10 protein-coding genes and 1 pseudogene are annotated in these 11,686 nt (G+C 42.1%); 5 read left to right on the forward strand and 6 right to left on the reverse strand.

Annotation, left to right across the window (positions count from 1 at the left end; translation table 11 throughout):
• Positions 1 to 101 precede the first annotated feature (101 nt).
• The 3 genes from BS63_RS0107825 to BS63_RS0107835 form a co-directional block, all read right to left on the reverse strand.
• The gene (locus BS63_RS0107825) at positions 102 to 761 is read right to left on the reverse strand and encodes a CBS domain-containing protein (protein ID WP_002960420.1); all 660 of its coding nucleotides are present in this window, start codon (positions 759 to 761) and stop codon (positions 102 to 104) included.
• Positions 762 to 907: 146 nt separating this feature from the next.
• Complete coding sequence (locus BS63_RS0107830; RefSeq protein ID WP_002960422.1) at positions 908 to 1,495, reverse strand: hypothetical protein; 588 nt, start codon at positions 1,493 to 1,495, stop codon at positions 908 to 910.
• An 18-nt stretch (positions 1,496 to 1,513) separates the two neighbouring features.
• Complete coding sequence (locus tag BS63_RS0107835; protein WP_002960423.1) at positions 1,514 to 2,611, reverse strand: ArsR/SmtB family transcription factor; 1,098 nt, start codon at positions 2,609 to 2,611, stop codon at positions 1,514 to 1,516.
• 168 nt (positions 2,612 to 2,779) lie between these two features.
• Between BS63_RS0107835 and BS63_RS1000000112295 the strand changes: the two are divergent.
• Positions 2,780 to 4,132, forward strand: a pseudogene (locus tag BS63_RS1000000112295) (MFS transporter).
• Positions 4,133 to 4,234: 102 nt separating this feature from the next.
• On the opposite strand, the gene BS63_RS0107845 reads toward BS63_RS1000000112295, so the two are convergent.
• A complete protein-coding gene (locus BS63_RS0107845; protein ID WP_002960425.1) occupies positions 4,235 to 4,954 on the reverse strand; it encodes a YebC/PmpR family DNA-binding transcriptional regulator in 720 nt (239 codons plus the stop codon).
• Positions 4,955 to 5,382: 428 nt separating this feature from the next.
• Between BS63_RS0107845 and dhaK the strand changes: the two genes are divergently transcribed.
• The 3 genes from dhaK to dhaM are packed head-to-tail and all read left to right on the forward strand — an operon-like array spanning position 5,383 to position 7,352.
• Positions 5,383 to 6,360: a dihydroxyacetone kinase subunit DhaK gene (gene dhaK / locus BS63_RS0107850; protein ID WP_002960426.1), complete on the forward strand. Its 978-nt coding sequence runs from the start codon at positions 5,383 to 5,385 to the stop codon at positions 6,358 to 6,360.
• A 38-nt stretch (positions 6,361 to 6,398) separates the two neighbouring features.
• Entirely contained in the window at positions 6,399 to 6,977 is a 579-nt protein-coding gene (gene dhaL / locus BS63_RS0107855) for a dihydroxyacetone kinase subunit DhaL (RefSeq protein WP_002960427.1), read from the forward strand.
• Positions 6,978 to 7,352 (forward strand): dihydroxyacetone kinase phosphoryl donor subunit DhaM, encoded by a 375-nt coding sequence (gene dhaM, locus BS63_RS0107860; RefSeq protein WP_002960428.1) that lies wholly within the window; start codon positions 6,978 to 6,980, stop codon positions 7,350 to 7,352.
• Between the two features lie 232 nt (positions 7,353 to 7,584).
• Here the strand turns inward: dhaM and BS63_RS0107865 are convergent, their stop codons facing one another.
• The gene (locus BS63_RS0107865; RefSeq protein ID WP_002960429.1) at positions 7,585 to 8,430 is read right to left on the reverse strand and encodes an SDR family oxidoreductase; all 846 of its coding nucleotides are present in this window, start codon (positions 8,428 to 8,430) and stop codon (positions 7,585 to 7,587) included.
• Between the two features lie 433 nt (positions 8,431 to 8,863).
• The gene (locus BS63_RS0107870) at positions 8,864 to 10,966 is read right to left on the reverse strand and encodes an ATP-dependent Clp protease ATP-binding subunit (protein WP_002960430.1); all 2,103 of its coding nucleotides are present in this window, start codon (positions 10,964 to 10,966) and stop codon (positions 8,864 to 8,866) included.
• A gap of 479 nt (positions 10,967 to 11,445) precedes the next feature.
• Here BS63_RS0107870 and BS63_RS0107875 point away from each other — a divergent pair.
• Positions 11,446 to 11,686 (forward strand): helix-turn-helix domain-containing protein (locus BS63_RS0107875; RefSeq protein ID WP_028798492.1); only part of this gene is annotated, 241 nt, incomplete at its 3' end.

The following is an 11,686-nucleotide window of genomic DNA, read 5'->3' on the forward strand; positions in this document are numbered from 1 at the left end:
TGAGATTGCTCCCACCAGTCCCCAAAAATAATCACATAATTTACTGATTTAATGCCTGACCCTGAGCGGAGCAAGACTTCAAACTCAGCAGTTAGCCAATCCTAAAACAGTGCCTTGGCATGAGTTTCTTGAATATCGTCAACAGTCAGGCCAGCTGCTTCTAGTTTCGCTTTGAGATCGGCGATGTCCACCTTCCCGTCAATTTGGATTTCATTAACAACTTGGCCATGCTTGGCTCCTGCAATAACAGTCCGGCGAATATTGAGGCCTTCCTTGGCAATAGTGCTGACAATCTTTTCCAGAACGCCGACACTATCATCAGCCAGAATCCGAACCCGCACGCCTTCTTCACCGTAACCGGAGACTTCTAGGAAGGTCCGGAAGACATCCTTATCCGTAATGATACCTGAAACGACACCATTTTCTTCGACAGGCAAAACGCCAACCTTGTGGGTCATCATCAGATAAATGGCGTCTTCTACGCTAGCAAAAGGCGAGACAGTCACCACATCCTTAATCATAATATCACGGATTTTGGTCTTATTGAGCAAATAGTTCATTTCATAGATGGATAAGCTGGTCGCCTTAGAAGGACTATTTTCAGCCATGGTCCCAGCGGTCACAATCCCCACCAATTTGTCATTTTCAATAACAGGCAGACGACGCAAACCTTGTTCTCGCATAACATCCGCTGCATGGGCAACCGTTGTCTCAGGCGATACGTAGACAACCTTCCGAGTCATAAAATCTCTAACAGCCATAATCAGTCAACCTCACTTATTTTCTAAATGGTATGGAAGAAAACTCCACATTTCATCTTCTTGGCCCTATTATACCACTTTTTTGAGAACGGTTTCAATATTTTCATGGATTTTTTCAAGTGATTTTTTACTTTGAAGGAGAAAAGCTATTTATAAATATTTGTCATTAGTTTATCAGAACTAGTTTTTAAATTAACTAATCTTTGCTGTGTTAACTGGCATTTACCTTCGTGAACCAGTCTTTCTAATATTCTTCTTCCTAATGCTCCTCCAATATGAAATTCTCTTTCTGAAAAATCTAGACACAATTTAATTTCTGAACTTGGCTTAAAACCTAGCCACTTTTGCATTGAACTAATACCATTTGGGGTTAAGCAATAATTAATAGGCGTTTCCTTTTTGACTAGTCCACTTTCTATTAATTCTTTCAATATTGAGACACCTGATTTTCCTGCTAAATGATGCAAACAGGTTCTTGCCTGACCAAGCTTAATAGCTTGAGAACGATTAGCCAAAAGTGAAATAGCCCTTTTTCCTTCTACCGTTAAGGAAATCAATTCATTATCTAGTTTATAATAATTTCTCCCATAAAAAGGAAATACTATTATTTCGGGGCTACTCTCTAAAAAACTGTTTTCTTCATCTGACAAAGAACGGCCTAAGGTTCTCTCAATTTCAATCTTAGTTAAAAATAATTTTCCCGACAATATTGATTCAATTTGTGATACTGACAAAACATTCACCACCTTTAGTTAATTCTTGAAAAACTGATAGAAATCAGGCATCAATTGTGTTACTAATTCCGTTGGTTCGTAAAGGACAAATTTCTTTGATTTCTTAGTTTTCAACAAGTTCGCTTCCTTCAAAATTTGCAAATGCCTAGAAACACTCGAATTACTTAATGACAGGATTTGTGCCAAGGACTGGGTGGTACTAGGTTTCTTTATCACATAATTCATAATTTGTAGTCGTATTGGATCACTTAAAGCTTTAAAAATAGTTACTAATTCTTCTGGCGTTGAATCATAGTAATCGGACTGTTCTGTAATATCATAGGTAATAGCAATTCCTTGTTCAAAAGTCTCAACAAACAAATGTGGCCAAATAAAATAACTAGGAAGTAACATGATAGAATCGGTATCTTTCAGCTGAATCTTTTGATCAAAGGGCTTAATAATAACCAGATTATCCTTTTTCCACTTTATACGATCCACTTGTAAATGATTAAACATTTCAACTAAACCGTGCTTTCTTAAGAATAAGGATTGCTTTCGAATCTCAGCTAATAGTTTCTGTTGGAGTGATTTTTCGGTCCATGTATCGTCATATATTTCTCGTCTATACCAATCAATAAAGTTAAAAAGTCGTTGATAAACTCCAGATGCATCAGTCTTTAAATCGTTAATTAACTGCTTATCCTTGTTTAGAGAAAAATCTTTCCACTCTAGACCTTTTGCCAATTGGGGAATAAAGGAATTCTCTCGCTCATTGGCTACTTTTTCTAATTGCTCAATCAACTTAAAGGTAGGTAGTTCAATAAGAAATTTTCTTAAACATTGTATTTCTTCATCAAGTGTCGTAGCATGATACCGAAAATTGCATAATAAAATTGGAGAAACACCTAGTTCGTAAAGAGGTTGAAAATAGTGAAGACTTTCATAAAAATCATCTGTCAATTTTTCCTGAGTTTTAATTGCCCAATCGATATTGGTACCATGATGACGTGGATTTAATAAAACATGCAGGCTTCTAAAGAGTTCATTGAGAGGAGAATAGACAAATTGTACCCTTTGAGTCAGAGTTTCATCAGTCTTAATAGCGTAATTGCTAAACCGAATAGTTATGGCCATTTAGTAAGCTCTCCTTTCAATTCGAAATTCCTAGAATCGATTGATTATCATTTCCATCCATTGCATCATGTCTATAATTTTTAGAAAAGGAGTTAGGTTATATGATACACGATAGTAACTATTCAAGATATAGTGCCGAAGCTAATGAAAACGAGGAGGTAAAAAACAATGAGTAGCAGATTAAGAGACTCACTAATAACTACTATTGCTGGTCTTGGAATGCTCTTGTCAACCTTGGATACAGGTATTATAAATGTGGCCTTATCTTTTTTAAAGGTGCATTTTCAAACAACAACTAATATTACAGCCATCGCAGTTACAGGCTACTCTTTAGACTTAGCTATCTTTATTCTCCCCTTGGGTATCTTTAGTGATAAATTTGGAAAATTGAAGATTTCTTACCTTGGATTTATTCTCTTTGGACTTAGTTCACTCTTTTGTGGCTTTGCAAACAGTATTGGTTGGCTGATTGCTGGCCGTGTTATCCAAGGAATCGGAGCCGCTGCCTTGCAAGCTACATCCGCTGCTTTAATTACAACCTTAGTCTCAGAAGAGAATAAAAATAGTTCCATCAGTGTTTTAGGAGTTATGATAGGGCTTGGTCCCGTATTGGGTCCATCTCTAGGAGGAATCTTACTCTCCTGAAACATCTGGCACTTTATTTTCTGGATTAATGTCCCCTTTGCAATCATCGCCATCATTTTTAACCACTATCTTCTTAAAAGAATAGCTGAGAATACTACTAATCAAAAGTTAGATAGACTTGGCACAATTATCAATGCCGTAATGTTAATTTTCCTTTTATTAGGACTGTCATTATTAAGCAGGCCTAGGCTATTAGTGATTAGTCTTGTTTTAATCGTTATTAGTCTATTAATCGGCTGGTTATTTTACCGCTTTGAATTAAAAAAGACCAACCCACTTATAAACGTTAAGGAAGTAAGAGCTAACTCCAAATTGTCATCTTATTTATTGCAGACCATCGCATTCGGTTTCGCATCAGCTGTAATATTTTTGCTACCTCCCTTTATCTTCGAACAGCTCTACCATTTAGGATTTGGCCTCACGGGCTTCCTTGTTTTAGGTGCTCCAGCCAGCCTGGTAATATTTTCACGAGTTTCTGGAAAATTAAACGATGGAAGTAAAAATATATTCTTTAGTCGATTAGGATTAGGTATCATCTGTCTATCCTTGATTTTCCTGCTGCTACTGACCCCGAAGTGGCCCTACTTCCTTCTAACCTTAGGTCTATTCATTTATGGTATTGGCGGTGGCTACTTCCAGCCTGCTAATATCGCTAGCATCATGCAAGCAAGTCCTATAGAAATGCAAGGTAGTGCAGGAGCACTACAACGGATGGCCCAAAATGTTGCTATTGCAAGTGGTTCAGCGATAGGTGCAACCTGCTTAAATCTCTGGCCTAATAATCTCCTACTAGCGACACGTGTTGCTTGGACTATTACTTTAATTCTAGTAATTTTTAGTCTAAAAGAAATGGTAACTGCCAGATTGAAAAAATAACGAAGTATTGATAAGACAGGAGTAATAGACATTAAAAAGACCCATACTGAGGTCTTTTTTCATTGAAAAAAGCTGGGAAAACCCAGCCTTTTTTGATTAATCTTATTCCCCCAAATCTACATTGTGGTAGACCTTTTGGACGTCCTCGTCATCTTCCAGGACATCAATCAAGCCTTGGAAGACTTCTAAATCTTCGCCAGACAGTTGAACTTCAGATTGCGGAATCATTTCTAATTCGGTAACTTGGAATTCTTCCACACCGTTGGCCCGCAGGGCTTCCATTCCCTTGTGGAGATCAGTTGGTGCAGTATAAACTGTGATTGACCCATCTTCTGCTTCGACATCATCGATATCAACATCAGCTTCCAAGAGTTGTTCAAAGATGCTATCGGCATCTTCACCCTTGAAAACAATGACACCCTTGCGGTCAAACATATAAGAAACAGAACCAGAAGCACCCATGTTTCCGCCGTTCTTCCCGAAGGCTGAACGAACATTGGCCGCTGTCCGATTGACATTGGAAGTCAGGGTATCAACAATAATCATCGAGCCATTTGGCCCAAAACCTTCGTAACGCCCTTCAACAAAGGTTTCATCAGTATTTCCCTTGGCCTTGTCAATGGCCTTATCAATAACGTGCTTAGGTACTTGCGCTTGCTTAGCCCGCTCCAAAACAAATTTCAAAGTTGAGTTAGATTCTGGATCAGGGTCGCCTTGCTTGGCAGCCGCATAAATTTCAACCCCAAACTTAGCGTAAACCTTCGAGTTAGCACCATCTTTAGCTGTTTTCTTGGCAACAATATTAGCCCATTTACGTCCCATGGGTAAATCTCCTTTTAATCATTTTTATGTATCTTGTAAAGCTGAAATTCAATGATTTAAATCAGCTAAATCTTAAGTTATTATAGCAAGTCAGCCCCTAAAAAGCAAGGTGGGAGCTGGACGAGCAAGCCAAGTCAGCCTACCAGGTGAGGGAGCGGATGAATTTGGTCAGCAAGTTCACCCAGACCTTGCAACAAACTGCTAGATCCCTCTCAGCCTAAAGGAAATCGACTATGAGACCAGCCTAGTCTCCACTTTTTCCTACCAAGAAATCCCAGACTTACAGTTAATTCTTGCCTAGATTCTAATTAGACTCTATAATGAAAGTAAGAATGTAAACGAATTCACAATATCAGTCAGGTAATCGGACTAGACTAGTATTTAGAATTCCTATTCACACTCATTTCAGTTTAAAGGGAGGCATTCTCATGAAAAAAATTATCAATCGGGCAAGCGATGTCGTGACAGAAATGCTGGACGGCTTAGCTCACGTTCATAGCGACTTAGTTCATCGAGTCGAAGGATTTGACATCATTGCTAGAAATGCAGAAAAAACTGGCAAGGTTGGCCTCATCTCTGGCGGGGGTAGCGGACATGAACCTTCTCATGCTGGCTTTGTCGGTCAAGGCATGTTGTCAGCTGCTGTTTGCGGAGCGGTCTTTACTTCTCCTACTCCTGACCAAGTCTTCCAAGCCATTAAGGAAGCCGATGAGGGTGCTGGGGTCTTCATGGTTATCAAGAATTATTCTGGTGATGTCATGAATTTTGAAATGGCCCAAGATATGGCCGAGATGGAAGGTATTCAGGTGGCTAGCGTTATTGTCGATGATGACATTGCCGTTGAAGACAGCCTCTACACCCAAGGCCGTCGGGGCGTCGCAGATACCATTCTCGTTCATAAAATTTTAGGAGAAGCCGCTCGCTCAGGCCAATCTTTAGAAGAAATCAAGACTTTAGCTGATAAGCTGGGCAAAAATATTCATACCGTCGGTTTGGCTCTAAGCGGGGCTACTGTTCCCGAAGTCGGCAAACCTGGTTTTGTTCTAGCCGATGATGAGATTGAATTTGGCATTGGTATCCATAGTGAACCTGGTTACCGCCGGGAAAAAATGCGGACTTCCAAGGAATTGGTAACGAAATTGACCGACTCCTTCCAAGCTAAGACTGGTGATAAGTTCTGCATCCTCATCAATGGTATGGGAGCAACCCCACTCATGGAACAGTACATCTTTGCTAATGATGTGGCTAGTCTCCTGCAAGAAAAGGGCTTGGAGATTAGTTATAAGAAATTAGGCAATTATATGACCTCGCTGGATATGGCTGGCCTATCCCTGACCCTCATCAAATTAGAAGAGGACAGTTGGCAAGCAGCTCTGGAAAGCCCTGTAACTACTATTGCCTGGTAAAATTTAGGTGCAAGGAATTATTAGGAAGGAAGCCTATCATGGACATAAAGATTGCCAAGGCTTGGATGACAAGCTTCAATGACAAAATCCAAGAAAACAAAGATTACCTATCAGAATTGGACACCCCGATTGGCGATGGCGACCACGGAAGCAATATGGCTCGGGGGATGGCTGCCGTTATGGAAGCTCTGGACCAGTCTGAGCCTGCTACTACTGCTGACCTCTTCAAACTGGTCTCCATGCAATTATTAAGCAAGGTCGGGGGAGCATCCGGTCCCCTCTACGGTTCTGCCTTTATAGGTATGACCAAGGCAGAACAGGCCGGAGTTGATTTGCCTGGTCTGATTGAAGCTGGCCTCGAGATGATTCAAAAACGAGGCAAGGCCACGACCAATGAAAAAACCATGGTGGATGTCTGGGCCGGCGTTCTGGACGCACTTAAAGAAAATAAGTTAAATGCAGCAATCATTGACCAGCTGGTTCAAGCCAGCAAGGACATGAAAGCCACCAAGGGACGGGCCTCCTATGTGGGTGAGCGTTCCATCGGTCATGTTGACCCAGGCTCCTCTTCTTCTGGCCTACTTTTCAAGGCTCTCTTAGAAGTTGGAGGTACCTAAATGTCTGATATTGGAATCGTTGTCGTCTCCCATTCCAAAAATATTGCCCAGGGGGTCCTTGACCTGATTTCCGAGGTTGCTAAGGACATCTCTATCACCTATGTCGGCGGGACAGAAGATGGTAGCATCGGTACCTCCTTCGACCAGGTTCAGGCAGTCGTTGAGCAAAATGACAAGGACACCCTCCTGGTCTTCTTTGACCTAGGCTCTGCCAAGATGAACCTAGAAATGGTGGCAGACTTTACGGATAAGGAAATCATTATTAATTCTGTCCCAATCGTTGAAGGAGCCTATACTGCTGCTGCCCTCCTCCAGGCTGGCACGGACTTAGAAGCTATCAAGAGCCAACTGACAGAACTAACCATTAACAAATAGAACCACAAATCAAACACAAAAGAAAACGCTGGAATATCTTCCAACGTTTTTTCTATAGATTTTAACAAGACAAGTTGAGTTTAGAGCTATTGACCCAGTTTGAGCTAAGCCAAAACTAGATTAGATAATTCTGATATTTCGACAAAGTCATTCAGTAACCCGCTGACCTAATCTTGTCAAGCAAGAGTTCAAATTCGCGGAGCCGTCAGTCATTGGATCTAAGGCCACAATTCTAATCCTGACTCGTTTCTTTGATTAAGTCTGCCAGGCTGATTGGCTTACGGCCTAAAACTCGGTCGGCATCATTGGTCAGGCCGGCCTGCTCACCTGCTGCAATGGCGGTGTAGGTTGACACCCAACCATCATACTCCCAATCTTCCGCCGGCCAAGCCTTACGAGACTGGTAGGCCTCTTCGATTGTTTCAGGGATATAGCGGACCGTCTTTCCCAAGCCCTGACTAAGAATAGCTGCCGCATCAGTCATGGTCAAATCTTCTGGCCCCGTCATATCGAGGGTTTGATTTGTCCAGTTGCTTGGATTTTCCAAAATCTTCGCCAAAACTTGAGCAACATCCTGACGAGCAACCGCGGAGACCCTACCATCTCCAGCAGGACCCTTGATTTCGCCATAGGCTTGCCCCAATTCAAGAAAGAAATCCAAATAGAAATTATCACGGACAAAGGTATAGGCCAAACCCTGCTCCTTAATATAATTTTCCGTCGCTGCATGAGTTCGACTATAAGTAAAGGTGGCCTGATCGCTGGCATTGTAGAAGGAGGTGTAAACGATGTGCTTAACGCCAGCTTCCTTGGCACTATCAATGAAAGCCTTGTGCTCAGCCAAGCGGTTGAGACTCTCGCTAGCTGAAACCATGAGGAGAACGTCCACACCAGACAAAGCCTCCAAGGTCTCTGGGGATCGGTCATAGGCCGATCGGAAAACAGGCACTCCTGCAACTTTAGGAGCCCGCTCTGGCCGTCTCGCCAAATAACGTAAGTTTAAATTTTTTCCCTCTAGGAGTTGGGCAACCTGACCACCCAGATGACCAGTCACCCCTGTTAATGCAATAAGAGTCATAGATATACTTCCTCATTTCTATTTTTTCATTATAGCACGCCCCAGATTTGCTGTCCGATATTTATACTCAAAGAAAATTAGAAGTGGCCGAGGAAAGGGGCAAAGACATCAAGTCACTAAAGTAACTGATGTTTAACGGCAATCTCTATGGCGATTGCCTAGCCCCCTCACTAACTTCACACAGTTGGTAACATCGACCAACTGTGTTCTGTGTCGCACGAACCGCGACAGCTCAAAAGATCTGGGAGACCTTTTGAGGCGGGAAATGAGGAAAGCCTTGTTTTCCTCAGCAAGTACGGCAAAGTGAGTTAACGACGGGTAGTTTTGATTTTCGAAGAGTATTCAATCGCAAAAAAACTCCCACCCTTGTGGAGTGAGAGCTTCTCGACCAGAATGCTAGAAAAGAAATTAGACGAGGTAAAAATTCAAGTCATTAGGCTTGCGAAATGACTAACTTACCGTCAACCATATCGGCCTTGAGAGCTTTGACATCCAGATGATCCAGATAGAAGTCGGTGACCTTGTCACGAATTTGGCCTTCGATGACCCGACGCAGAGGCCGTGCTCCCATGGCTTCATCGTAACCTTCTTCAATCAGGTAAGCCTTAGCCGCATCGCTGACTTCCAAGGTCAAACCCTTCTTAGCCAAGGTGCGGTTGACTTCATCCAGCATCAAGTCAACAATTTCCTGCAAATCTTCTTTAGATAAATGAGAGAACTCGATAACCCCGTTGAAGCGGTTAAGGAATTCTGGACGGAAGAATGGTGCTAATTTATCTCGCAGACTAACTTCCTTACCATCTTCTTCTGGCACAGCACCAAAGCTATAGCCAGCATTAGAGGTGGCGATAATCACAGTATTCTTGAAGTTGACGGTGTTGCCTTGACCATCGGTCAGGCGACCATCGTCCAAAACTTGCAAAAGCAAGGTGATGACTTGTGGGTCAGCCTTTTCGATTTCATCAAGGAGGATAATAGAATAAGGATTGCGACGAACCCGTTCGGTCAAAGTGTTGGAATTGTCATCGTAACCCACATAACCAGCAGTCGTACCAATCAATTTAGAAACAGCCGTCCGGTCGCTATATTCAGACATATCCAAGCGAATAACGGCATCCTTGGTACCAAACATATCCAGGGCCAATTGCTTAGCCAATTCGGTCTTACCAACCCCAGTAGGTCCGACGAAGAGGAAGCTACCGATTGGGCGATTACCTTCATCAAAACCAGCTCGGTTCCGACGAATAGCCTTGCTGACGGCTTGAACTGCCTCATCTTGACCGATAACCTTGCCTTTCAGGCGACTACCCATTTCTTTCAAGCGTTCAATGTCGCTGGCCCCCATTTGTGAAACAGGAATACCAGTCATCCGTTCAACCGCTTGAGCCACATCATTGACTGTCGCCACAACCTTTTGATTTTCGGTATGGTTGTCAATTTGTTTTTGCAAGTCATCAATCTTTACTTTTTCAGCCAGAGCTGCTTCGTAATCTTCCTTATCAGCTGCAGCTTGTTGGCGGTCACGTGCTTTAGCAATACCAGCTTCCAAGGTCTTAACATCGGTTGCTGGATGTTGAGCTGCCAAGTGGGCCGCCGTCACATCGACCAAGTCAATAGCCTTGTCAGGCAGGGCCCTTTGGGGCATATATTGGATAGAATAATCCACCGCAGCCTTCAAAACACTATCTGGCAATTCCACATTGTGGTGTTGTTCATAGAGGGGCTTAATCCCTTGCAGGATAGCGAAGGTATCTTCTGCCGAAGGAGCATTGACCTTAACTTCATTGAAACGACGAGCCAGAGCTGCATTCTTCAAAATGGTGTTACGGTATTCATCTTGGGTCGTTGCCCCAATCACGGTTAGCTCACCACGAGAGAGGGCAGGCTTGATAATGTCGGCCAAACCCTTAGAGCCTTGACCATCACCAGTACTACCAGCACCCAAGATTTGGTGAATTTCATCAAAGAAGAGAATGATATTACCTGCTTGTTTGACTTCATCCATCAGCTTTTGAATGTTTTCTTCAAATGCCCCACGATATTGGGTACCAGCTTCCAGACCTGAAATATCAATGCTGATAATTTCCTTGTTCTTGATAGCAGCAGGCACATCACCTGCGACAATAGCTTGGGCCAAGCCTTCAACAACCGCTGTCTTACCAACACCAGCATCACCGACTAGGACAGGATTATTCTTGGTCCGACGAGCCAAGATTTCTGCTGTATCTTGAATTTCTTGGTTCCGACCGATAACAGGATCCAGCTTGCCTTGGCGAGCTTCTTCTGTCAGGTTACGCCCCAGATTAGCCAGGATACCACCTTGCTTGATTTGCCCTTGGTTTGCTTGGGAAGCCCCGTCTTGGATTGCTTCTTGATTAGGCAGGTGACCAGTTTGGCGATAGTAGTTAAATTCTTCCGGAGTGACTTCTCGACCATTGATGCGGTAGCGACGAGTTTCTGAATTGAAACCGCCCATGTTACCCATCAGTTGATTGAAAATATCGTCCATATTGTTAAATCCAAAATTGTTGTTCATAAGAGTACCTCTTTACTTTTCTAATTTTATATTTGACTATTACTGACCTTTTATTCAAAAAATTTTTTCAGAACCTAAAGTTCCGAGATTGGAATCAAATTCTGACCTTTTTTGACCTTCTATTGAAAAATAAAAAGCCATGTTACAAAGGGCCTTAGGAAAACCGTATGAAAATAGGGAAGGAATAGAAAATCTTGATTTTCTAGTAGCTTCACTTTTTTCTAGGTTTTAGCCCGTCTTCAATTTTTAAACAAAACAATCAGTTTCTTCATCAGGGTTCTCCTCTCATCTCCTAACCCTGTGATAATAATATATCATATTGATCAGTAAAGGTCAATAGTGTTTTTGACTTTTTTTGACCTTTTTGAAAAATATTTTTTTCAAAGATAAATTGTAAAATATAGTGCAACAAAAAAACTCATAGCGTTTCATTGGTGTAAACTGTAAGTAACCACACAAACAGAACCCGAGGAAAAACTATGAGCTACTCCCATCTTACCATAACCGACCGAATAAAGATAGAAACCTACTTAGAATTAGGTTTGAAACCTTGCCAAATTGCAAATAAACTTGGCGTCCATAAGTCTACTATTTCAAGAGAGTTAAGACGATGCCAAAATGGTTATTCCGCAGCCTTAGCACAGGAACAGTACGACCACAGGGCTAAGCAAAAAGGTCGGAAGTCTCGTTTGACACCAAAGTTGAAAAAGGAAATTGAGG

Source organism: Streptococcus sobrinus DSM 20742 = ATCC 33478 (genome assembly GCF_000686605.1).
GTDB lineage: Bacteria > Bacillota > Bacilli > Lactobacillales > Streptococcaceae > Streptococcus > Streptococcus sobrinus.

Bases quoted from the DNA above. Each gene is read 5' to 3' on its own strand.
- BS63_RS0107845 (WP_002960425.1), bottom strand. From the start codon at position 4,954: ATGGGACGTAAATGGGCTAATATTGTTGCCAAGAAAACAGCTAAAGAT.
- dhaM (WP_002960428.1), top strand. From the start codon at position 6,978: ATGTCTGATATTGGAATCGTTGTCGTCTCCCATTCCAAAAATATTGCC.
- dhaK (WP_002960426.1), top strand. From the start codon at position 5,383: ATGAAAAAAATTATCAATCGGGCAAGCGATGTCGTGACAGAAATGCTG.
- BS63_RS0107825 (WP_002960420.1), bottom strand. From the start codon at position 761: ATGGCTGTTAGAGATTTTATGACTCGGAAGGTTGTCTACGTATCGCCT.
- BS63_RS0107870 (WP_002960430.1), bottom strand. From the start codon at position 10,966: ATGAACAACAATTTTGGATTTAACAATATGGACGATATTTTCAATCAA.
- BS63_RS0107835 (WP_002960423.1), bottom strand. From the start codon at position 2,611: ATGGCCATAACTATTCGGTTTAGCAATTACGCTATTAAGACTGATGAA.
- dhaL (WP_002960427.1), top strand. From the start codon at position 6,399: ATGGACATAAAGATTGCCAAGGCTTGGATGACAAGCTTCAATGACAAA.
- BS63_RS0107865 (WP_002960429.1), bottom strand. From the start codon at position 8,430: ATGACTCTTATTGCATTAACAGGGGTGACTGGTCATCTGGGTGGTCAG.